We start from the raw sequence: 22,407 nt of genomic DNA, 5'->3' as shown, positions 1-22,407 counted from the left end.
TTTCGATTATCCTTTGTTTTCTTTACCTTTGCAAAAACAAAGGATATACATCATGAAGAAATTGGTTTTTGCAACAAACAATGCCCACAAGTTGGACGAAATCCGTGCCATTTTGGGCAGCAAAGTAGAGGTTCTGAGCCTGAAAGACATCCGGTGTGATGCCGACATTCCCGAAACGGCAGATACGTTGGAGGGGAATGCCGCACTGAAAGCCGAATATATTTACCAGCATTACGGACTGGACTGTTTTGCCGACGACACCGGACTGGAAGTAGAGGCGCTTAACGGAGCGCCGGGTGTGTATTCCGCCCGTTACGCCGGAGGCGAGGGACACGACTCGGAAGCCAACATGAAGAAACTGCTTGCCGAACTGAAGGGCATTGCCAACCGAAACGCCCGTTTCCGTACCGCCATCTGCCTGATTGAAAGCGGAGAAAAACATTTGTTTGAAGGCATCGTAAAGGGCAGCATCATCGAAGAAAAACGCGGAGATTCAGGCTTCGGCTATGACCCTATATTCGTCCCCGAAGGATATACCGAAACGTTTGCCGAAATGGGCAACGAAGAAAAAAACAAAATCAGCCACCGCGCACGTGCCGTGGAGCAACTGTGCAAGTATCTGAATAATCAGTAAACACAGTATGTTAGAGAGAGATTATATCATGCGCCTCATCCGCCAGTTTTTCGAAGCATTGGAAAAGCTCATCGAGTCGCGCAACAAAAAAGAACCCGCAACGATTCAGGCGGAGTTCGGACAGATGTATACCGCTTACTTCGGTAAACCGGACACGTTTTTCTACGGACGGAGCGCAGACGAGATTCTGAATTTCCTGCGTGAAACCTATAAACCGAAGGAATTCCTCCCCCGCTTGGAGATGCTTGCCGACCTGATATATTACCACGGAACCATAAAAACGGAAGAAACGGAACGGAAAATGTTTTTCCGAAAGTCACTCGCCTTGTTAGAATATTTAGATGCCCACAGCGATACTTTTTCTTTTGAAAGACGAAGAAAAATATCGGATATACGGAAGCAGACAGACCAATAAGCGAAATGTTTATTCTTTTTCCATGAAAAAATACGTTTTTTACAGCAAAATATCAGAATAATAAAAAAGTTTTTCTACATTTGCTTACAAAATGATATGTAACAAGACAATTTTAGTTTATGGAAAAAATTGACAAACTTGACAGGCAGATTCTGGAAATCATTTCGCAGAACGCCCGTATTCCGTTTAAGGATGTGGCTGCCGAATGCGGAGTTTCGCGTGCAGCCATCCACCAGCGTGTTCAGCGCCTGATTGATTTGGGAGTCATCATCGGCTCAGGCTATCATGTGAATCCTAAGAGCTTGGGATACAGCACGTGTACTTATGTAGGTATCAAATTGGAAAGAGGCTCGATGTATAAAAGCGTGGTAGCCGAACTGAAGAAAATCCCTGAAATCGTGGAATGTCACTTCACAACGGGTCCGTACACCATGCTGACCAAACTATATTCTACCGACAACGAACATCTGATGGATTTGCTGAACTCGAAAATTCAAGAAATTCCCGGCGTAACGGCTACCGAAACCTTGATTTCTTTAGAGCAGAGCATCAAGAAAGAAATCCCCATCCGTAAAGGAGAAGACGAATGACGGAGTGGATGGCTGATTATCACATAGGCGGCATCGTAGTGGGAATTTGTACGTTCCTCATTATCGGGCTGTTTCATCCGGTGGTGGTGAAAGCGGAATATTACTGGGGCACACGATGCTGGTGGCTGTTCCTGTTACTGGGGGTGGCAGGTATCATTGGTTCGGTAATGGTTCATAACCTTGTGTTTTCCTCACTGCTGGGTGTATTCTCGTTTTCCTCATTCTGGACCATCAAAGAGCTGTTCGAACAACGCGAACGGGTAAAAAAAGGATGGTTCCCGATGAATCCGAAACGGAAGAGCGAATATGATAAAGAGTAAAGTCCTGTATTGCAATAAACAAAAAGGGTTGCCGCATCACGCGGTAACCCTTTCTTGTATTGAGTTAGTAATTTTAATTTGAGAGAATTGAAACTTCGCAGCTTCGTGTGTTTGTTTTAAGAAAGTACTAACTATATATAAAAGCAAATGAAAATGTTCATTGTTTATGGTTTCTTCCCACTACGGGAGGTTGTTCGGTAACCTTTTCCAACGGCGACTTTACCGAATCGCCTTCGTATGCTACCTGCGGATCGGTAGAACGGCGTTCAAACTGGTCGTGAACGTAAATGACTCCCGCACCATTGCCGTCTGAGAGCGAATGTTTCATCACTCCGCCTACACTGAATATCAATGCGATTACAGCGGCAGCCTTGAACAGCGGCATGAAACGTGTTTGCAACGTCAGACGGCGAGCCTTTACCGTGGGCCGTTCTATTTCTTCCAAGATGCGCTTGTCAAAGTCGCTGCCTAATCCTATCTCCTGTTCACTCTTCTGGTAGGCAAACAAAGATTTGTAACGCAGCAGATGGGCCGGTATTTCCGTCTGGCTGAAGAACATGCGCAGAATCTGTTCCTCCTCTGCCGAGGTCTCACAGTCCCAGTACCGTTCTATCAGTTGTTCGATGTATTTATAGTCCATACGCATCAATTTCGTTATATTTTAATCTAATTCGCTGTCTTGCCCGGAAAAGATTTACTTTCACTTGCTCTTCCGTCAAGCCCATTATTTCGGCAATCTCCTTGTAACTTTTCCCTTCAATATCGCGCAGTTGGAATATCGTGCGCTGCTTTTCAGGGAGTTCGTTAACCAAACGATGAATCAAGTGCAGTTGCTCGTCCCGCTCCATTTGCCTGTCGGGGGTAACGCCGTCGGTCAACTCCTGCGTTTCGGGAGTAAGTTCCATATTCTGCGCTTCCTTTCTCTGGCTGCGGTCGATGGCGAGATTACGTGTAACGGTCAGACAGTAGGCTTCTACCGATTCCAATGTCTGCCATTCATCGCGCTTGTTCCACACCCTAATCAGCGTATCCTGTACAATATCTTCCGCCTCGGCACGATTTAACGTAATGCGAAGCGCCAGCCTGAAGAGTTTATCTTTCAGGGGGAGTATATCGTTTCGGAAACTGATTTCTTCCATCGCTTTCTATAATAATGACGGGTGAGTAGCAGAAATGTTACACTCACCCGTCGATTTTTTTTGAATTATTTTTTGATTACCGTACCTGCATCCTGATTAATGGCTGAAGCTAAGGTGATTATAACCCGGCTGACGCCTGCTTCGACGGCAGAAAAAGAGTTTTCTAATTTCGGAATCATTCCGCCTTGTATCACACCCTCTGCTACGTATTGCCGGAACAGTTCGGGGGTAATGACTGGGATTACGCTGTCGTCATCATCGGCATCGCGCAATACGCCTTTCTTTTCGAAGCAATAAACCAATGTAACATCGAACAGCTTGGCAAGGGCTTTGGCTGTTTCGCCTGCAATGGTATCTGCGTTGGTGTTAAGCATATTGCCTTTACCGTCGTGAGTGAGCGGCGCCATCACCGGAACAATGTTCTGATGAATCAGCGAAGCAAGCATTTCGCCGTTTACTGCTTCCACGTCTCCCACAAAACCATAATCCACATCCTTTACCGGGCGTTTTACCGAACGGATAACATTTAAGTCGGCACCCGTCAGTCCGATGGCATTTACTCCCTTAGCCTGCAATCCGGCAACGATGTTTTTATTGACCAGTCCGCCATAAACCATCGTTACTACCTTTAAGGTTTCGGCATCGGTGATACGGCGACCGTTTACCATTTGGCTCTCTATGCCTAATTGGGCAGCCAGCTTGGTAGCCGAACGTCCTCCGCCGTGTACAAGCAGCTTGTAACCCGGCAGAGCGGAAAAGTTGTCTAACAGTTGGTTAAGCGTATCTGCTTCTTCCACTATTTTTCCACCTACTTTTATTATAGTCAGTTTCTCCATGTGCTTTACATTAGCAGATTATTCCAAATAAGTATATCCGTAAAGTCCCGAACGGTAATTGGCCAAGAACTCTTTTCCTTCTTCCAAAGAGATTTTGCCTTCTTTCACCGACTTCGTAACCCATGTTTCCAGTGTGCGCACTAACTTCTTGGGATTATATTGTACGTAATCCAATACCTCGGCAACTGTTTCTCCGTCGATGACTTGATCGATGGTATAGCCTTTTTCGTTTACGCTGACGTGAACGGCATTGGTATCGCCAAACAGATTGTGCATATCTCCTAATATTTCCTGATAAGCCCCAACAAGAAATACGCCGATATAGTAAGACTCTTTTGCCTTAATGGTATGTACCGGAAGGTCGTGAGACACGTTCCGTGTAGAAACGAAGTTTGCAATCTTTCCGTCCGAGTCGCAAGTTATATCCTGCAAGGTGGCTGTACGGTCGGGACGCTCGTCTAAACGCTGTATCGGCATAATGGGGAATATTTGGTCAATAGCCCATGAATCCGGCAGCGACTGGAAGAGCGAGAAATTACAGAAATATTTGTCAGCTAACAGCTTGTCTAAATTACGGAACTCATCGGGTGCATGTTTTAATCCGGATGCAATCTGATTGATTTCCCGCGTAACCGACCAATACATCCGTTCGATTTGAGCACGTGTCTTGAGGTCCACAATTCCATGGCTGAATAAATCCAACGACTCTTCGCGAATCTGCTGTGCGTCATGCCATGCTTCCAGCATACGGCTTTGGTTCAGGTTGTCCCAGATTTGATAAAGCTCCTGTACCAATTCGTGGGCATCCGGACTCACTTCAAAGTCCTCGTCCATCTCAGGCAGGGAAGCCGTTTCAAGCACCTCGAATATCAGTACCGAGTGGTGTGCCGTAAGCGAACGTCCGCTTTCAGTAATAATATTCGGATGCGGAATGTTATTCTTGTTGCTTGCGTCTACCATGATAGAGATGGAGTCGTTGACATATTCTTGGATGGAATAGTTTACGCTGCTTTCGCTGTACGACGAGCGTGTACCGTCATAATCCACACCCAAACCTCCGCCAATGTCGACAAACTCAACAGGGAAGCCCAACTGATAAAGTTGCACGTAAAATTGAGATGCCTCGCGCAAAGCCGTTTTGATGCGACGTATTTTGGTTACCTGACTGCCGATATGGAAATGAATCAACTTCAAGCAATCCCGCATTTCTTTCTTTTCCAAGAAATCGAGCGCTTCGAGCAGTTCACTCGATGTCAGTCCGAACTTGCTTGCGTCTCCACCGCTCTCTTCCCATTTTCCGCTGCCCGATGAAGCCAGCTTGATACGGATACCGATATTGGGGCGGACATTCAACTGTTTTGCCATCTTGGCAATCAGACGGAGTTCGTTCAGCTTTTCTACCACAAGGAAAATACGCTTTCCCATCTTCTGAGCCAGTAAAGCAAGCTCAATGTAACTTTCATCCTTATATCCGTTGCAGATAATCAGCGAATCAGAGTCGGTATTAATCGCTATGACTGCATGAAGTTCCGGTTTCGACCCTGCTTCCAGTCCCAGATTAAATTTTTTTCCGTGGCTGATTATCTCTTCTACTACGGGCTGCATTTGGTTCACCTTAATCGGATAAATGATAAAGTTTTCGCCTCCATAGCCATATTCTTTGGCAGCCAAATCAAAACAGTTCGATATTTTTTCGATTCGATTGTCCAAAATGTCCGGGAAACGTACCAGCATAGGAGCTGTCACGTCTCTTAATTGCAGTTCATCGACCAGTTCTTTCAGGTCGACAGCTACGCCGTCTTTACGCGGAGTTACTACTACATGACCTTTGTCATTAATACCAAAGTACGAAACACCCCACCCCGTAATGTTGTAGAGTTCTTCAGAATCTTCAATACGCCATTTTCTCATTTCACAACATAAAAATTCAAATTAATATTTGGATTTACGATAACAACTCTTTCAGTCGGCGGACAGATTCGCTTATCTGCTCCCGATTTTCCAATTTCTCGCCGTTAAAGCGAAAGTGCGCCTGTTCATAAAAAGGCAAACGTCTTTTCAAAGTAGAAATAATTGTATTCATCAGTTCTTCGTCGGTTTTGTTTGCCAACAGCGGGCGCTTGGCTTTTGCGACTTTCAGTCGGCGGAACAAGACATCGGGATGCACATCCAAGAACACCGTGTCGCCGGCAGCATTCATATACTCCATGTTATCGAAAAAACAAGGAGTTCCTCCTCCGCAAGCTATCACCGTATCCTCAAATTCACCTGCTTCGTGAAGCATTTTCCGTTCCAGTTCCCGGAAACCGGCCTCACCTTGTTTGGCGAACAAATCACTGATAGATTGATGCATACGTTCTTCAATGTACCAATCCAAATCGATGAAAGCCAATTCGTTCTCGCGGGCGTATGCTTTTCCCAACGTAGTTTTGCCCGAACCCATATAACCGATTAAAAAGATACGTTTCATTTTTTCTTCTTTGTTGCCTTCGTCGCTTTTGCCACAGCTTTGGGTTTACGGATTTCTTCTTTGCTTTTTTGCAGTTCGATTAACTTCAGGCAAGCCTCCGCATCCAAGTTGTTGGCATCGAATTCGGCCGGTATCTTGTAATTAGCTTTTTGATAACTGATATAAGGGCCGAAACGTCCGTTCAATACCTTCAGGTCAGGATAATCTGCAAATTCATGGATTACCTTTTTGGCATCCATCTCGATTTTCTTCTGAATCAGTTCTTGAGCCTCTTCCAATGTAACGCTCATCGGGTCAACATCTTTCGGGATGGAAGCAAATTTATTGTCGTAACGGATGTACGGTCCAAACTTGCCGATACCTACGCTGATGGGTTTTCCTTCCCATTCGCCCAATGTACGCGGAAGTTTAAACAAGTCGAGCGCCTCTTCCAGCGTAATGGTCTCCATCGAAAATTCCTTTCTCAGCGGAGCAAAACGCGGTTTTTCATCTTCTCCCACAGCTCCTACCTGAACCACGGGTCCGAAACGTCCGATCTTAACCGACACTTGTCGCCCGCTTACAGGGTCTGTCCCTAAAATGCGTTCGCCTTTCGCCTTACTGGTATTTGCTTCTTTCGTATCAGTAACCAGCGGATGGAAATCATCATAGAAATGTTCCATCATGTTGGTCCAAGTACATTCACCTTCGGCAACTTCATCGAACTCTTTCTCTACTTTCGCCGTGAAATTATAATCCATAATCATCGGGAAGTATTCCATCAGAAAGTCGTTGACTACGATACCCACATCGGTAGGCATCAGTTTGTTCTTTTCGCTTCCGGTAACCTCGGTGCGTGTCGTTTCCGTTATATTGTCGCCGGTGAGTTGCAGTACCTCGTAAGAACGCTGCACTCCTTCGCGGCTTCCTTTTACTACATAATCGCGGTTTTGTATCGTAGAGATGGTGGGCGCGTAAGTAGACGGACGCCCGATGCCTAATTCCTCTAACTTGCGAACCAAGCTGGCCTCGGTATAGCGTGAGGGGGGCTGAGAAAAACGCTGAGTAGCCGTAATGTCTTTCCGTGTCAGCATTTCTCCTATTTCTATATGAGGAAGCAGACGGCTTTCGTCCTCCTGTTCACTGTCTTCATCGTACGATTCTTTATATACACGCAAGAAACCGTCGAAGATAACGATTTCACCCGTAGCCGTAAATTTGTTTGTCTGTCCGCTGATAGAAATCGTAGCCGTTGTTTTTTCCAACTCGGCATCCGACATTTGTGAAGCCAACGTACGCTTCCATATCAAATTATACAGATACACTTCCTGCCATGTGCCTTCGATGGTTTCGTTCGACATATAAGTGGGTCGGATTGCCTCGTGAGCTTCCTGTGCCCCTTTGGTCTTCGTAGCAAACTGCCGGGTGTGTACATATTTCTCTCCCATCAGCTCCAGTATGGTCGTGCGGCTGGAGTCTAACGCCAACTCTGAAAGATTTACAGAGTCGGTACGCATGTACGTAATCAATCCGTTTTCGTACAAACGCTGGGCAATAGACATGGTTTGTGCCACCGTAAATCCCAATTTACGCGCAGCCTCTTGCTGGAGGGTAGAGGTGGTAAACGGCGGTGCCGGAGATTTCTTTATCGGTCGGGTAACAATATCTTCTATCGTAAATTGAGCATTTTTACAACTGTCAAGAAACTGTTGCGCTTCTTCTTTAGTCTTAAAACGTTGATTTAATTCCGTTTTTATTTCAGCCCCTTCTGCATTGGTAAATACAGCCGTTACGCGGTATGACGGTTCGCTGACGAAAGCATGTACCTCTCGCTCTCGTTCTACGATTAAACGTACGGCAACCGACTGCACACGTCCGGCAGATAAAGCCGGTTTGATTTTTCTCCACAACACGGGCGACAATTCAAACCCCACGATACGGTCGAGCACGCGCCGCGCCTGCTGCGCATTAACCAAATCAATGTTTATTTCGCGCGGATGCTTGATTGCATATTTGATCGCATTCGGAGTAATTTCGTGGAATACAATACGTTTGGTTTTCTCCGGAGTCAGTCCGAGAACTTCATACAAATGCCATGATATAGCTTCTCCCTCTCGGTCTTCATCGGAAGCCAACCAAACCATATCCGCTTTATCTGCTTCAGCCTTCAGTTTTTTCACAATCGCTTCTTTGTCCGCCGGTATTTCGTAAAGCGGTTCAAAATGGTTTTTAATATCTACGCTGAGATCAGATTTTTTCAAGTCGCGTATATGCCCGTAGCTCGAAAGCACTTTATAGCCTTCGCCTAAAAACTTTTCAATAGTTTTTGCCTTTGCCGGAGATTCGACTATTACAAGATTATTTTGCATAATATTAATGTATTCCCTTTAATTTGTGGCAAATGTATAAAAAAAGCAGAAACATACCTTATATTTCTGCTCTTTCTTAAAATTTGTTTGAATTTTACCGCCAAACAGTCATAATATACCGGTCAATCTGACCTCGAACAACCTTGAAAAAACACAACGTTTTGTTTTTTTTATTTCATGCGGATAAACTCACCTGTTCTATTCGGAGAACTCAACCTCTTTTCGAATAGAATTTTCTCAGGCTTTAAAAGAGAAAAAGTTTTCCAAAATTTGTGAGTATCGGAAAAATGACTTACCTTTGCACTGCAATTAAGCGAAACAGTTGCCCAGATGGCGGAATCGGTAGACGCGCTGGTCTCAAACACCAGTGGAGTAACATCCATCCCGGTTCGACCCCGGGTCTGGGTACAAGAAAAATAGCTAAGTATTTGTAAATCAAATATTTAGCTTTTTTCTTTTTAGTAAGATGTTCCCAAAATGTTCCCGAATATCCTAAGTTCCCAACATATAGGATTTATAAAAACTCGTTTTGTTTATCTCCCAAAAGTTTAGATGTCATATCTTTGCAAAAAACAACATGAAAAAGGTCAGTGGTCTGCAAATTGGACATTCTTCTATTAAAGACAAGGATTTCAAGATAGAATGTGACGTTATAAACGATAAGAATGTGGAAGTTCCATTTTCACATCGTCATTATTTTTATGCTATATATTGGATACATGAAGGTAATGGAATGCATATCATAGATTTTGAAGAATATGAAATGAGGCCAGACAGAGTGTTTTTTATCAAACCAGAACAAGTTCATTTCATGCAGATTGAGGGAAGTCTGAAATATTCAGCTTTGCAATTCACAGAAGATTTTATGATTCCAATAAATTCGAAAGTAGAAAAAGAGATTCCTGTATATATAGATATTGACAAGAACGAAAAGTCTCGAATAGAAATATTATTCAATCAAATTCAAAAAGAATCCGTCAGTCGTCTACCCAATTCTACAGTTATAATTCGTTCGGAAATAAATACTTTATTATTGGATTTGGAAAGGATGGCTATGCCCATATCAAATTTTTCGATTTTGCCTGACTTACTGTGTAAGTATAGAGAAATGATTGATAAGAATTTCATTAAGGAACGTCAAGTTCAGTTTTATGCAACTCAACTTGGGGTCTGCCCAAACTATATGAATGTGCTTACAAGGAAGTTCTTGGGAAAATCAGCATTAGAGCTTATAAATGAGCGTACTGTATTGGAAATAAAAAGAATGCTTTTACGTTCAGATTTTACTATTTCTGAAATAGCCTATAGATTAGGTTTTAATGAACTTTCCTACTTTTCTCGCTTTTTTAGGCTCAAAACTGGAATGACTCCTCAAAAATTTAGAGATTCAATGAATAAAATGTACCAATAATGATATATTCTGTGTAAATAGTTAATGTTCGCTGTTTCATAACTTTGCAAAGTGAATTTAATAGTAAAGATATGGAACATAGAAATGAAATCGAAAAATTAGAGAAATCTCAGGGAGAGAAAAAAACTGCATTTGTGGTATTGTTCTCTGCGACAACAATGGTGTTGGAAATCATCTTTGGACTTTATTCAAAATCGATGGCTTTACTCGCGGATGGCATTCATATGGGGTCTCATGTTCTGGCTATAGGACTTAGTTGGGGTGCATATGTATTGGTACGCCATCTTCAGAAAAAAAAGTCAAATAATGTAGACAATGACAAGGTTCTTTCATTATCAGCATACACAAGCGGAGTCTTGTTGCTGATATTTGCCTTGTTTATAATAGTGGAAGCAATAGAACGCTTTATTAATCCGGTAGGGGAAATCCGCTACATTGAAGCTATGATTGTTGCTGTTGTGGGGATGATTGTAAATCTAATTTGTGCATTAGTTCTACATGAGAAACATGAGCACAAACACGGACATAGCCACGGTCACGAACACGAGGACTATAACAGACATTCTGCTTATTTACATGTATTAGCGGATGCATTGACAAGTCTTGGAGCTATTTTTGGTTTGATATGCGCCATGATATGGAACATTACTTGAATAGACACTTTGGTTGCGTTTATTTGCTCTATTGTGATTGTCCGTTGGGCTAAGAAGTTGCTGCTTGACACTGGCAGGGTATTGACGTCACAGACGAATAATAAATAGCTCATGAGATTATCAGAATTAAGAGAAGGTGAGAGCGGAATAATAGTAGGAAATTATGGTAAATAAGTCCCATAACTTCGGCTTTTGAGTTTAATAGTTATACGTAATTCAAACAGACTATTTTTTTTAGACAAGCCTTGACCATCGTCAAGGTTTATATGATATTTTTCACGAAAAAAGAAAAGTGAAATCTTATTGTTGAGATTTTATTTTATATTTGCGCCGCTTAAAAGGAAAACAAATATATGTAGAACAAAAAACTACTTTTTATGGCAAACCTATCAAAAGAAGGCAATATTCAACATAAACTTGGATTTGCCGGGTTACTCATCACATTGGGTATTGTTTTTGGTGACATTGGAACATCGCCACTCTATGTTATGAAAGCCATCATTCATACTGGAGAAGCTCTTGATGAAAATTATGTTTTAGGCGCATTGTCTTGTATCATATGGACGCTTACTCTTCAGACTACGGTGAAATATGTGCTGGTGGCTCTCCGTGCCGACAATAACGGGGAGGGTGGCATACTTGCGCTTTATGCCCTTTTACGCCGCCACAGAAGAAGGTGGATTTACATCATTGCCATTATCGGTGCGAGCACTTTGCTTGCTGATGGTATTATCACTCCAGCCATTACGGTCACAACTGCCATAGAAGGACTTGAAAGTATCAGTCCGCATCTGCCTGTGATTCCTATTACACTGACCATTATTACCATTATATTTTTCGTTCAGCGTTTTGGTACAGAAAATATAGGACGGTCATTTGGCATATTTATGCTACTTTGGTTCCTGCTTCTTGGAATCGCCGGAGCTATCAGTCTGACTTCCTATCCTCAAGTATTCAAGGCATTCAATCCTTACTATGCCATACGTTTATTAGTGGAATCCCCCCACTGGTTTCTGATATTAGGTGCCGTTTTCTTGTGTACCACTGGTGCAGAAGCCTTATACTCTGATTTAGGGCACTGTGGCAGACGAAATATTACGGTCAGTTGGATATTTGTAAAGGTGATGCTTATTCTAAATTATTTGGGGCAAGGAGCGTGGGTATTGCATCATCCGGAAAGTGCAGAAGGTACAGTGAACCCATTTTATTCAATCATGCCACAAGAAATACTGTTGTTTTCCATAGCAATGGCTACCGGGGCAGCTATTGTTGCGAGCCAAGCTCTAATAAGCGGTTCATTTTCCATATTGAGTGAAGCTATGAACTTGAATTTCTGGCCTCGTATGCGTATTAAGCACCCTACCAACGTAAAAGGTCAGTCATTTATTCCAATGGTAAACCTTGTAATGTATATTGGAGTAATATTTACTATATTGTTGTTTCGAGATTCCACCCACATGGAAGCCGCTTATGGACTTGCCATAACTATTACAATGTTGATGACAACATTGTTGTTGGGATTCTATTTGCATATGCATAACATTCCACGCATTCTATCAATACTGTTTGTCGGCGGATATTGTGTTATTGAAGGTATTTTCCTTGCTGCAAACCTGTCCAAATTTATGGTCGGAGGTTGGTTTACGCTGTTAATAGGTGGATTATTATGTTTTATCATGTTTGTATGGGTAAGTGCCAACAAAATTCGTCGAAAACATATGTCTTCCAAACGGTTAAGTGAATACTACAACATTATTTCTGATATTAAGGCGGACGAAAGCATATCCAAATATGCTTCTAATCTTGTCTATGTGAATCATGCAGACAAAGAAGGTTGTGTGGACGATAAATTGTTGTATTCCATAATTAATAAGCAGCCTAAACGGGCAGATCATTATTGGCTTATTAACCTTGAATTTGTGGATACACCAGACACACTTGAATATAATTGTTCCACATTAATAAAAGGGACATTGTTTAGTATAACCATGCGTATAGGTTTTCGTATAGAACCGCGCGTGAGCCTTTATTTACGACAAATAGTTGATGACCTTGTTGCGGATGGTGAAGTAGAACTAACAAGCTCTTATCCTTCATTGCATAAGAATGGCATACCGGGTGATTTTCGCTTTATTATTATCCACCGGATATATTATCCTGAAGATTCCCGTAACCGCCGACAAAATTTGCTGATGAGCCTTTATGCCTTAATTAGAAAGATAGGCATTGGAGAACCGAGTGCGTTGGGGCTTGACACATCGGTTGTTGTTGTCGAGCGTGTACCGTTAATTATAGCTAATAGGGCAAGACATATTCGTCGTATAGAGCGGATTAAGCCTGAAAAATGCGATAATGATGCTAATATAGTCTTGGAAGAACAGAATGTATCATAAGTGACTTGCTATAATTATCGTCTGCATTTACGGTTTAGTTCTGTCTTTTGTATATACATCCAAACTAACCTAAACCTATTCTTGTTGGCAGTAATAAACGTGCTGGCGAAAAGAGAAAGAATGGCTTTCCTTCTTTTCGCCAGTAGTGTTTTTTATTGCTAATAGTTTGCAGTTGAAATGAACTTCTTAATTTCCTCTTCAGTGGGAAGTTCTATCATATACTTTTGCACGAAGATGTTCGGGTCTAATCCGGCAGTGGCGTATTTTACCAACGTGTCGCCCTTCTCGGTGCAAAGCAGGATGCCGACAGGCGGATTGTCGTCGGGTTGCATCACTTCCGCCTTGAAGTAGTTAAGATATAGGTTCAGTTGCGAAGCGTATTCGTGGCGGAACTTGTCTATCTTCAATTCCACGATGACATGGCATTTCAAAATGCGGTGGTAAAACACGAGGTCGGCAAAGAAATAATCCCCGTCTATCAGGATTCTCTTTTGGCGTGCTTCGAAGCAGAAGCCATGTCCCATTTCCAACAGGAAGCGTTGCAGGTTGTCCAGAATGGATTGCTCCAAGTCGTTTTCCGTTACCAAAGCACGGTCGTTCAATCCCAAGAACTCCAACGTAACGGGCGTGTTAATAATGTCTTTGGGCTGCAGCGGCATGGCTTGCCGTTGCACCAAAGCAGATAAGGCTTCTTTGTTTTTCGACAATCCGCTGCGCTCGTAATAGAGGGAATTGATTTGCCGCTCCAGTTCTCTTGCTGACCAACAACCCCTTATTGCTTCCATTTCATAGAAAGCACGTTTGACCGGATTTTCTATTTTAGAAATAAACTTTAAATGAGAATACGGTAATCTTTCAAATAATCTATCAGCTTGTGTATTCCATTCACTTGGTTGATTATTAACGGATTGTAATTCGGCACTCACCGTGTGCCGAATTGGGTCTGTGAATTCGGCGGACAGTGTGTGCCGAATTTCGCTTCCTGCCAATATGTATTGTGCGATAGGCTCTTTCAGTTGCGGATAAACAAGGTATAGCCGCCGGAACTCACGAAACCTGCGCTCGTTCAGTCCTTTGACATTCAACCGCTGTTCCAGTTTCTTCAACAGTTGTTCGCCGTATGCGGCACGGTCTTCACCGTTTTGCTCAAACTCCACGATATAGCAGCCCATGAGCCAATTGCGGGCAGTCAGGGCGAGGTTTACAGCGTGTGCGGCTTGCGCCTGCAACGTGCTTTGTATCGTGCTGATATGTTTTACTAATGCTTCAAAGTCCATAATTGCAAAGGTAAGTCTTTTATGGTTAAAACTTTAATTCCGGCAGGCTGTTTATCGCCTCCTCTTTCAATTTATCCACCGCACGGGTATATTTCTCCGTATGTTTCAGTCCGCTATGCCCGAGCAGGCTGGCAACCGTCTTGATGTTCGCCCCATTGTTGAGGATATTCACGGCGAACGAGTGACGGGCGCAATGCCAGCTTATGTGCTTATCTATCCCGGCTCTTTTCACCCAACGCTTGACGGATTTGCAGCAACTTTCATACGAAGGCAGGTTGAAGATGAGAGCGTCTTTGTTACCGTCTGCCGGCGGTTCTCCCACAAGCGAAAGAAGACCGTCATTGAGCGGAATGACCACACCGCTACTGGCGGAATGACCTTTGGTCTTGTTCTGCTCAAATTTTAGCAGCTTGTTGGCGTAGTCGATATTCTTATAGGTAAGGTCTTTCACATCACAGAAGCGCAAGCCGCAATACAGGCAAAAGATAAACGCACGCCTTACGTTGGGGTTCTCGTTGTCATAATGGCACGCAATCAACCGCTGGATTTCTTCCGGCGAAAGCACGTCCTTGCGTAGTATCTGGCTATCCGCCTTGCAGGTAACGCCTTTGCACGGGTCTTTCAGCATCACATCGTGGTCAATCGCATAGTGTATAACCTTCTTGAAACGCTGGAAGATGCTTTTAGCCCCTTCGCCCACGCTCCGGGATTGCAGATAAGCTACGAACTGTTCCATCATGTCCTTCGTGATAAGTTCCGGCTTGATGCCGAACTCGTGCATCGGGTAATGCTCCTTCAAAAAGTCCTTGAAACGGCTTAGGGCGATTTGCACCATCCGAATGTCTTTCTTGGTATAGTCATTGATATAGGCTTGAAAATAATCCAAGAAATTCACGTTCCGGTCTTTTTTCAGGCGATAGCCCAACATACTTTCCTTAAACTCCTGTTCACGTTCGGCACGTATTTTTACAGCAAGCTCCAGTGTTTCCTTGTTCTGCTGGCGTTCCGCAGGGGTACGTGGCTTCTCTATCAGATACAGGCTGAGGTTCTCTTTTCGCCTGTGATGCTTGATAGCGAACTTCGGCTTTCCCCGCATCTTACCGCTTTCATAATACACCTGATTACCGTTTTCATCCAATACAGGCTTTTCCTCTCTACCCAAATAATACTCCAGATACAAACTAATTCTGCCGTCCGACAGCCTGTTTTGCTCCAATTTAGGGTTTTCTTTCGTTTTATTTTCTAACTTTGCCATTGTTTAGAGGTTTTATCCCGATTTAGGTACCATAACCGGGTGATTACGCTAAATAATTGATTTTCTTTTGTTTTCCGATATTGCAAAGGTACAAAAGAAAATGGAATTTCAAAGTGTACTAAAAGTGTACTTAATGACGAAAAATGGGCAAAATATGGCAAAAATGGAGAAAATAAGAAATATACAAATAACTGATAATAAGGAAGATAAATTCTTTTATTTTCCTATGATTTCTATGCCTTGTACCGGGTCTGGGTACGAAGAAATCGGCTAAGCATGTTTTCATGTTTAGCCGATTTTTCTTTATAATAAGTCAGAATTTTCTTGGGCTGACCCAAATAAATGCAATATCTTTGAGATTGAAAAACAGTATAGGAATATGCACAAGAAAATCATCATTACCATGCTGCTTGCTCTGACTGTAATGTTAACGCAGGCACAACCCATAAAGGTGGAGTATGAATATCGGACAAAGACTTTACCTGAACTCATGCAGCAATATTTTCAGATGCAGAATGTTCAACATTTGCGTGTAACCTTGAAAGGTGATTTTAACGGAAAGCGTGCGAAGCTGAAGAAAGTGGCTTGCAGTAACGGCGCATTTAGCGAACAAGAATTGCTTCCTGAGTTTGTTCACTTTCTGCTTGTTGATAGCATCGAATCTCTTGACTTTATGGCCGTTCCTTATGGAAAGGACAGCTTACATATCTGTTGTTTCTATCCGGCAAGCAATAATCAGCCCATTTTTAATGATACGGTGCGCATGGATAACATGAAAATCTTAATGGAAACATTTACTCCCGGAGATAGTAACGATATCCCTGTCATGGCTTATACCGCTGGTATTCCGATTCAGAACGGAGTTTGGTTTTGCGGCTTGCGTGATTCGGGAGTTGAGCCACGAAAATGGTTTGAAAAGTATGGTATAGACGGTTATGTATTTTATACCATCAGATTAGAGGAAGATACTCCTCCGGATGATAAGATGCCTATCTATGTAAAAATAGCTAAGAAGGATGCCGTCGGCATTCAGGAGTAGAGGCCGTCAGGATATTTTTTAGATTAGCAAGTGTGCGGAAACATGATGGAGAGGCGCACAGAACGCGAATAAAAATGACATAAATCAAGAAATTAAACATAGTGTTCTTGGTACACTTATTCGTGTTAACTTTGCGCGAAAATAGAGAATGGAGTCATGAAAAAAAGTTTGTTGGCACTTGCTTCCGGTACGTTGGGACTGGGTATTGCGGAGTTTGTTATGATGGGAATCCTTCCTAATGTGGCGCATGATTTAGGGGTGAGTATCCCTACGGCCGGACATTTTATTTCGGCGTATGCTATTGGCGTGTGTGTGGGAGCGCCGTTAATGGTGGTTGTGGCACGTACGCGCCCGCTGAAACAAATTCTGCTGGGCTTGGTCGCTGTTTATTTTGTAGGAAACCTGTGTGCGGCGTTTTCGCAAGGTTATTGGAGTTTGTTGCTCATGCGGTTTGTTTCTGGTCTGCCTCATGGTGCATTTTTTGGCGTGGGGTCTATCGTTGCAGAAAGAGTGGCGGATAAGGGAAAAGAGTCGTTGGCGGTATCAATGATGATTGCTGGCATGACGGTTGCCAATCTGTTCGGAGTGCCTTTCGGAACGATGCTCAGCAATCTGGTTTCGTGGCGTTTTCCGTTCCTGTTCAATGCGGGATGGGGACTGCTGATATTCTACTTGATTTATAAATGGGTTCCTTCGCTTCCTGCCTTGCCCGACGTGGGACTGAAAGGTCAGTTCCGCTTCTTGAAAAAATTGGCTCCGTGGCTTATCATTCTGACTACGATGTTTGGCAACGGCGGAATCTTCTGTTGGTTCAGTTATGTTACTCCCCAAATGATACACGAGGCGGGATTTGCTGCTTCACATATTACGTTGATTATGGTGCTTGCTGGGTTAGGGATGACGATTGGTAATCTGGTGGGCGGTAAGTGTGGCGACCTGTACGGACTGGCTCCTGTTATTCGTTTTACGCAGGTGTTGATGCTTGTTTCTTTGCTCGGTACGTTTTTCTTTGCATCTGTTCCGTGGCTGTCTGTATTGCTCATGTTTATCGGTACAGCATGTTTGTTTGCCGTATCTTCTCCTCAACAGTTATTGTTGCTTCAAAACTCGCGGGGCAGCGAGATGATGGGTGCTGCGTGTGTGCAGATAGCCTTTAATCTTGGCAATGCCGTAGGAGCGTATTTGGGCGGATTGCCTGTTGAGGCAGGTTTAGGTTATCGTTATCCGGCATTGGTGGGCGTTTTTGTCGTATTGCTGGGTTTGCTTTCGGTTTCCATTTATTTAAAACGCGAGCGCATGATGAAGCGGATATAGACTTAGAGCTAAATTTAAACTGGCTCTTGAAGGCTCTATGAACTGTAAAAAACTTTATGTTCTCGTAGGGGAGCGTTTAATATTTATGTACATTTGCGTAACAAATCTGATGCTTTTCCCTATGAAACGACATATCTTGTTTCTTATATATATTCTTTTTACCGGATGCTTGACGGCATACGCTTTGTCTGCCGATACGTTTTTTTCACGTTATAATTTTCGCTTTATTACCGAAGCCGAGGGACTTCCGAATAACTGCGTTACTGCCATTTTAAAAGATTCGAAAGGTTATGTATGGATGGCTACGCAGGGTGGAGTAGGACGCTATGATGGATATCGGTTCCTGACATATACGGCGCGTGGAGAAACAGATGCTTTAAAGAGTAATTATGTTTACTCGCTCTGTGAAGATGGTTGCGGCAGGCTTTGGATTGGTTCGGAAGGAGGATTGGACTGGATGGATGTGGCTACGTGTCGGTTGGTTAGTCTTGATATCTCGGCTTTTCCCGAATTGAAATCCTTGTGCCGGTCTTATATTCGTACGCTGTATTGCTCACGCAATGGTGATGTGTGGGTGGTTTCCGACCGTGCCTTATGGTGTATCGAGTTGGATGCTAAAGGTGAGGTAAGCAATTATTTCCGGTTGATGAATCCCGAGAACGAGGGCATTTCGGAAATGACCGATACGGAAGCGGGGGTATGTGCCGGCATCGGGAACCGGCTATATCGTTTTGTAAAGGCAGACAATCATCAGATAAATAAGGTGCTGATACCTCAGGTAGAGCCTTTCAGTGAAGATTGGCGTATCTCTTGTTTACAGTCCGACGGTGATTTTTTGTGGATGGGGAGTAACCGGGGACTGTTTCGGTATGATCATCGTTCGGGTGAAGTAAAGCGTTATCGCTATTCCACTCACCGTTCCGGCATGTTGAGTCAGGCGTATATCACAGATATTCATCTGACCGACGAAGGAAGTGTAATTGTAGCTACGCTGAACGGACTCAATGTTTACGACCGTTCTACCGATACTTTCCATTTTATCCGCCGCACTACCGAGCGGGATAATTCGACCATCAACAGCAATGCGATAAACTGTCTTTATGCCGAAGGTGAGAATATTTGGGCGGGAACGCGCGATGAGGGTGTCGACCTGTTGTACAGGAAACGGCTTCGCATTGATGTTTGGGATTATATTCCTGCCACGTCTGCCGCACAAAGGAAAGTGGAGATTAGTGCCATAGCCGAAGACCATGAAGGCAACTTGTGGATAGGGACGGTAGAAGACGGCTTGTATCGAAAAGAATTGGGAAGTGAAGACGCTACCCATTATACGTACATTCCCGGCAGCAGGACATCGATAAGCAGCAATAGCATAAAGGGATTGCTGATAGACAGCGATAATCATCTTTGGGCATATACATGGGGTGTGGGTATTACGGAACTTGACCTGAATCGTCCGGGTAACCGGGTTTTCCGACAGTATTTTTGGGAAGACAATATCGGGTTGGAGAGTGATTTCATCCTCAGTGCGGTAGAAGACAGAATGAATCAGGGGATTTGGTTTGGTTCTGTAAGAGGACTTATATTTTATGATAAGCGTAAGAAGTCGTTTCAGCGGATTACTTTCGACTTGAGCGATAACGAATTTGATGCGATAAATGCGTTGCTGATTGACCGGAAAAGTCGTTTGTGGGTGGGTACGACCGAAGGTGTGTTTGTTGTCGATTTAGCTTCGTTTGCGCAGTCGCGCCAGCGCTTCAGTTATACTTATCTGAAGTATCGTCTTACCAACAAACATACCACTCAGTTAGAGAAGATAAACGCCTTGTTTCAAGACAGCCGGGGTATTATTTGGTTAGGAGGAAACGGTACGGGACTGTATCGCTTGGTTTCGGATGCAGACGGACATTTTGAGTTTGAGAATCTGACCGTTCGCAACGGCTTGCCCGACAATGTTGTCTTAGGATTGGCGGAAGATAACGAAGATCATCTATGGATTTCTACCGACAACGGAATAGCGCACATGGATGTTGGAACGTATACGTTTATGAATTACTCACAGGCAGACGGATTATCAGGAAAAGGGTTTGCAGCCAATGCGTTTTGTCATTCTGCGGTTAAACCGTTGATTTATGGGGGAAAGGAACATAAGTTACTGGCAATTCATTCGGACACATCAGACACTGTGACCGCAAATATGCCTATCAAAATAGCTGCTTATCGTCTTGCCAAGTCAAAGAGTTGGTCGTTTACCGATGAAGACGAAGCCATCCGTTATCATGAAAGCAATGGGACATTGGCTCTAAATCTGACCACACAAGATTACGGATACAGCGATTGTATTCGTTTTGGTTATTATCTGGAAGGATATGATGAAGATTGGCGGGAGACACTTGCCGGTGAGTCGTCACTGACTTATGTATCTCTGCCTCCGGGACATTATGTGTTACATCTGAAAGCTACTGACCGCGACGGGCATTGGACGGATAAAGAAATGGCTGTTACCGTTCGGGTAGTACCTTATTTTTATAAATCGGTTTGGTTTTGGGGAATTATCTTCCTGCTTCTGTGCGGGGGAAGTTACGGATATTACCGTTACAAGGTGCGTCTTTTGCGGCGCAGGCAGGTACGGTTGGAGGAATTGGTCTCGGAACGTACGCACGAACTGGAAGTGCAGAACCGACAGTTGGAGGTTATGGCGCGCCGAATGGAAGAAGTGACTGCCGAGAAAATTGCTTTCTTCACCAATATGGCACATGAATTCCGTACGCCGGTTACTTTGATACAAGGGCCGTTGGAGCAGGCATTGGAGCGAACGAAAGACGAGCAGACAAGGAAACAACTGGAAATTGCGGGGAGAAGTTCGCGGCAACTTCTTGCTTTGGTAAATGAATTGATGGATTTCAGAAAGCTGGATGAAGAACAGACACGCTTTAATCCGAAGCCGCTCCGGTTGTCGGCTTTTTTGGAAGACAGCCTGTCTCCGTTTCAAGCATTTGCAGCCGAACGTAATATTTCTTTCAATGTGTATACTCGCCTTACTTCGCCGGTTATTGAGGCAGATGCAGGATATTTGAATCGGATTGTATCGAATTTAATGTCGAATGCCGTGAAATATACCCCTGCGGGCGGACGGATTACGGTCTGGGTGGCGCTCTTGAATTCCGGCAAAGCTGGGTATAAATTGTATTTTGCGGTCAGTGATACAGGAAACGGTATTCCTCCCGAAGATTTGGAACGTATATTTTCCCGTTTCTATCAGTCGCCCGGTACGGTGAAATATGCGGCAGCCGGACAAGGCAGTACGGGCATCGGACTTTACGTGTGTAAACGTATTGTTGAAATGCAGGGCGGAACTATTTATGCGAAAAATAACCGGACAGGTGGGGCTTCGTTCCGTTTGTTGTTACCCATTGGTTTGTCGCACATCGTGCCTCCCTGTGTCAAAGAAGAATGTATCAGGCAGGAGGAAGCTGCTTGTGAACCGTTGTCCGACGAAACACTGTTGTTAGTGGATGATAATAAAGACATGCGTACTTACATTCGTTCGCTTTTAGAGAAGGATTATTTAATACTGGAGGCAGCAAACGGAGTTGAGGCATTGCAACTTATCCGTAGCCGAAAGGTCGACCTGATTATAAGCGATTTGTTGATGCCGGGCATGGATGGGATAGAATTATCCCGTCAGGTAAAAGAAAATCTTTCCACCAGCCATATTCCTTTCTTGATGCTTACCGCAGTAAATTCACTGGAAAAAGAAAAGATTAGCTATTCGATAGGAGTCGATGAGTATCTTTGTAAGCCGTTTGATGCTGAAGTCTTAAAGGTGCGTGTGCGGAATATCCTGAATTTGCGCCGTCGGTATAAGGAACGTTTTGCTGTGTCGGCCGATATGGGTGAATTAGGCTTGCAAGAAGACTCGCGTGATAAAATGTTTATGCAGCGGGCAATCGACTTTATGAAGCAGAATTATGCCGATGCAGAATACGACCTTGAGCGGTTTGTTCACGATATGGGGTATAGTAAGACGTTGGTTAATCAGAAACTGCAAGACCTGACAGGGCAGTCAATCGGACAGTTTATGAAGACTTACCGTCTGAACGTTTCCCGTCAGTTACTGGTAGGAGAGGGGCTGGACATGAATATTTCTGAGATAGCGTATGCGGTAGGATTTAATGACCCGAAGTATTTCACAAAGTGTTTCAAACGGCAGTTCGGGATGCTTCCCAGCGCATTGCGTGACATAAAACCCGAGGGGGCGAACAGTGAAAATATTCCCGATTCTGAGGCATAAAAAATTCTACCCATAGCGT

At 43.7% G+C, this 22,407-nt stretch carries 18 protein-coding genes and 1 tRNA gene; 11 read left to right on the top strand and 8 right to left on the bottom strand.

Features of this window, described 5'->3' with window-relative positions:
* The first annotated feature begins 49 nt into the window (after window positions 1-49).
* The 4 genes from M3085_RS08015 (at window position 50) to M3085_RS08000 (ending at window position 1,959) form a co-directional block, all read left to right on the top strand.
* The gene (locus M3085_RS08015; protein WP_249052769.1) at window positions 50-634 is read left to right on the top strand and encodes a non-canonical purine NTP diphosphatase; all 585 of its coding nucleotides are present in this window, start codon (window positions 50-52) and stop codon (window positions 632-634) included.
* A 7-nt stretch (window positions 635-641) separates the two neighbouring features.
* Complete coding sequence (locus M3085_RS08010; RefSeq protein ID WP_249052746.1) at window positions 642-1,049, top strand: hypothetical protein; 408 nt, start codon at window positions 642-644, stop codon at window positions 1,047-1,049.
* A 119-nt stretch (window positions 1,050-1,168) separates the two neighbouring features.
* Window positions 1,169-1,639, top strand: coding sequence for an Lrp/AsnC family transcriptional regulator (locus tag M3085_RS08005; RefSeq protein ID WP_178256250.1), 471 nt, complete (start codon window positions 1,169-1,171; stop codon window positions 1,637-1,639).
* Complete coding sequence (locus tag M3085_RS08000; protein WP_178256249.1) at window positions 1,636-1,959, top strand: DUF4491 family protein; 324 nt, start codon at window positions 1,636-1,638, stop codon at window positions 1,957-1,959. Before M3085_RS08005 ends, M3085_RS08000 begins: the two co-directional genes overlap by 4 nt.
* Before the next feature lie 157 nt (window positions 1,960-2,116).
* Here the strand turns inward: M3085_RS08000 and M3085_RS07995 are convergent, their stop codons facing one another.
* The 6 genes from M3085_RS07995 to topA all read right to left on the bottom strand — a co-directional run bounded on the left by M3085_RS07995 (window position 2,117) and on the right by topA (window position 8,752).
* Window positions 2,117-2,599, bottom strand: a complete 483-nt coding sequence (locus tag M3085_RS07995; RefSeq protein ID WP_191710861.1) for a hypothetical protein — start codon at window positions 2,597-2,599, stop codon at window positions 2,117-2,119.
* The gene (locus tag M3085_RS07990; RefSeq protein ID WP_178256247.1) at window positions 2,589-3,098 is read right to left on the bottom strand and encodes an RNA polymerase sigma factor; all 510 of its coding nucleotides are present in this window, start codon (window positions 3,096-3,098) and stop codon (window positions 2,589-2,591) included. Before M3085_RS07990 ends, M3085_RS07995 begins: the two co-directional genes overlap by 11 nt.
* A 65-nt stretch (window positions 3,099-3,163) precedes the next feature.
* Complete coding sequence (gene argB / locus M3085_RS07985) at window positions 3,164-3,934, bottom strand: acetylglutamate kinase (RefSeq protein WP_178256246.1); 771 nt, start codon at window positions 3,932-3,934, stop codon at window positions 3,164-3,166.
* 18 nt (window positions 3,935-3,952) lie between these two features.
* Window positions 3,953-5,845: a biosynthetic arginine decarboxylase gene (speA, locus tag M3085_RS07980; RefSeq protein ID WP_178256245.1), complete on the bottom strand. Its 1,893-nt coding sequence runs from the start codon at window positions 5,843-5,845 to the stop codon at window positions 3,953-3,955.
* A gap of 34 nt (window positions 5,846-5,879) precedes the next feature.
* Window positions 5,880-6,404 (bottom strand): shikimate kinase, encoded by a 525-nt coding sequence (locus M3085_RS07975; protein ID WP_249052745.1) that lies wholly within the window; start codon window positions 6,402-6,404, stop codon window positions 5,880-5,882.
* On the bottom strand, window positions 6,401-8,752 hold the full coding sequence (gene topA, locus M3085_RS07970) for a type I DNA topoisomerase (RefSeq protein WP_178256243.1): 2,352 nt from the start codon (window positions 8,750-8,752) through the stop codon (window positions 6,401-6,403). Before topA ends, M3085_RS07975 begins: the two co-directional genes overlap by 4 nt.
* Before the next feature lie 324 nt (window positions 8,753-9,076).
* Here topA and M3085_RS07965 point away from each other — a divergent pair.
* The 4 genes from M3085_RS07965 to M3085_RS07950 all read left to right on the top strand — a co-directional run bounded on the left by M3085_RS07965 (window position 9,077) and on the right by M3085_RS07950 (window position 13,209).
* A tRNA-Leu gene (locus M3085_RS07965) sits at window positions 9,077-9,160 on the top strand.
* A gap of 169 nt (window positions 9,161-9,329) precedes the next feature.
* Window positions 9,330-10,163: a helix-turn-helix domain-containing protein gene (locus M3085_RS07960; RefSeq protein ID WP_249052743.1), complete on the top strand. Its 834-nt coding sequence runs from the start codon at window positions 9,330-9,332 to the stop codon at window positions 10,161-10,163.
* A gap of 71 nt (window positions 10,164-10,234) precedes the next feature.
* Window positions 10,235-10,816: a cation diffusion facilitator family transporter gene (locus M3085_RS07955; RefSeq protein ID WP_317239274.1), complete on the top strand. Its 582-nt coding sequence runs from the start codon at window positions 10,235-10,237 to the stop codon at window positions 10,814-10,816.
* 377 nt (window positions 10,817-11,193) lie between these two features.
* Window positions 11,194-13,209 carry a KUP/HAK/KT family potassium transporter gene (locus M3085_RS07950; RefSeq protein ID WP_249052741.1) on the top strand — a complete coding sequence of 672 codons (2,016 nt, stop codon included), beginning with the start codon at window positions 11,194-11,196 and terminating at the stop codon, window positions 13,207-13,209.
* A gap of 158 nt (window positions 13,210-13,367) precedes the next feature.
* Here the strand turns inward: M3085_RS07950 and M3085_RS07945 are convergent, their stop codons facing one another.
* Both M3085_RS07945 and M3085_RS07940 read right to left on the bottom strand, forming a co-directional pair.
* Window positions 13,368-14,486, bottom strand: coding sequence for a YhcG family protein (locus tag M3085_RS07945; protein ID WP_071148003.1), 1,119 nt, complete (start codon window positions 14,484-14,486; stop codon window positions 13,368-13,370).
* Window positions 14,487-14,511: 25 nt separating this feature from the next.
* Complete coding sequence (locus M3085_RS07940; RefSeq protein ID WP_191710853.1) at window positions 14,512-15,741, bottom strand: site-specific integrase; 1,230 nt, start codon at window positions 15,739-15,741, stop codon at window positions 14,512-14,514.
* A 379-nt stretch (window positions 15,742-16,120) separates the two neighbouring features.
* Between M3085_RS07940 and M3085_RS07935 the strand changes: the two genes are divergently transcribed.
* The 3 genes from M3085_RS07935 (at window position 16,121) to M3085_RS07925 (ending at window position 22,388) form a co-directional block, all read left to right on the top strand.
* Window positions 16,121-16,780 (top strand): hypothetical protein, encoded by a 660-nt coding sequence (locus tag M3085_RS07935; protein ID WP_249052740.1) that lies wholly within the window; start codon window positions 16,121-16,123, stop codon window positions 16,778-16,780.
* A gap of 156 nt (window positions 16,781-16,936) precedes the next feature.
* Complete coding sequence (gene araJ, locus M3085_RS07930; protein ID WP_178257200.1) at window positions 16,937-18,094, top strand: MFS transporter AraJ; 1,158 nt, start codon at window positions 16,937-16,939, stop codon at window positions 18,092-18,094.
* Between the two features lie 121 nt (window positions 18,095-18,215).
* A complete protein-coding gene (locus M3085_RS07925) occupies window positions 18,216-22,388 on the top strand; it encodes a two-component regulator propeller domain-containing protein (RefSeq protein WP_249052738.1) in 4,173 nt (1,390 codons plus the stop codon).
* The last annotated feature ends 19 nt before the right edge of the window (window positions 22,389-22,407 follow it).

Source organism: Bacteroides caecicola, assembly GCF_023337095.1.
Lineage (GTDB): Bacteria > Bacteroidota > Bacteroidia > Bacteroidales > Bacteroidaceae > Phocaeicola > Phocaeicola gallinarum.
The sequence above is the reverse complement of the archived record's forward strand: the minus strand, read 5'-3'. Positions and strand labels throughout refer to the sequence as shown.

Bases quoted from the DNA above. Each gene is read 5' to 3' on its own strand.
- speA (WP_178256245.1), bottom strand. From the start codon at position 5,845: ATGAGAAAATGGCGTATTGAAGATTCTGAAGAACTCTACAACATTACG.
- argB (WP_178256246.1), bottom strand. From the start codon at position 3,934: ATGGAGAAACTGACTATAATAAAAGTAGGTGGAAAAATAGTGGAAGAA.
- M3085_RS07935 (WP_249052740.1), top strand. From the start codon at position 16,121: ATGCACAAGAAAATCATCATTACCATGCTGCTTGCTCTGACTGTAATG.
- topA (WP_178256243.1), bottom strand. From the start codon at position 8,752: ATGCAAAATAATCTTGTAATAGTCGAATCTCCGGCAAAGGCAAAAACT.
- M3085_RS07960 (WP_249052743.1), top strand. From the start codon at position 9,330: ATGAAAAAGGTCAGTGGTCTGCAAATTGGACATTCTTCTATTAAAGAC.
- M3085_RS07950 (WP_249052741.1), top strand. From the start codon at position 11,194: ATGGCAAACCTATCAAAAGAAGGCAATATTCAACATAAACTTGGATTT.
- M3085_RS08005 (WP_178256250.1), top strand. From the start codon at position 1,169: ATGGAAAAAATTGACAAACTTGACAGGCAGATTCTGGAAATCATTTCG.
- M3085_RS07945 (WP_071148003.1), bottom strand. From the start codon at position 14,486: ATGGACTTTGAAGCATTAGTAAAACATATCAGCACGATACAAAGCACG.
- M3085_RS08000 (WP_178256249.1), top strand. From the start codon at position 1,636: ATGACGGAGTGGATGGCTGATTATCACATAGGCGGCATCGTAGTGGGA.
- M3085_RS07995 (WP_191710861.1), bottom strand. From the start codon at position 2,599: ATGGACTATAAATACATCGAACAACTGATAGAACGGTACTGGGACTGT.
- M3085_RS07925 (WP_249052738.1), top strand. From the start codon at position 18,216: ATGAAACGACATATCTTGTTTCTTATATATATTCTTTTTACCGGATGC.
- M3085_RS07990 (WP_178256247.1), bottom strand. From the start codon at position 3,098: ATGGAAGAAATCAGTTTCCGAAACGATATACTCCCCCTGAAAGATAAA.
- araJ (WP_178257200.1), top strand. From the start codon at position 16,937: ATGAAAAAAAGTTTGTTGGCACTTGCTTCCGGTACGTTGGGACTGGGT.
- M3085_RS07975 (WP_249052745.1), bottom strand. From the start codon at position 6,404: ATGAAACGTATCTTTTTAATCGGTTATATGGGTTCGGGCAAAACTACG.
- M3085_RS08010 (WP_249052746.1), top strand. From the start codon at position 642: ATGTTAGAGAGAGATTATATCATGCGCCTCATCCGCCAGTTTTTCGAA.
- M3085_RS07955 (WP_317239274.1), top strand. From the start codon at position 10,235: ATGGAACATAGAAATGAAATCGAAAAATTAGAGAAATCTCAGGGAGAG.
- M3085_RS07940 (WP_191710853.1), bottom strand. From the start codon at position 15,741: ATGGCAAAGTTAGAAAATAAAACGAAAGAAAACCCTAAATTGGAGCAA.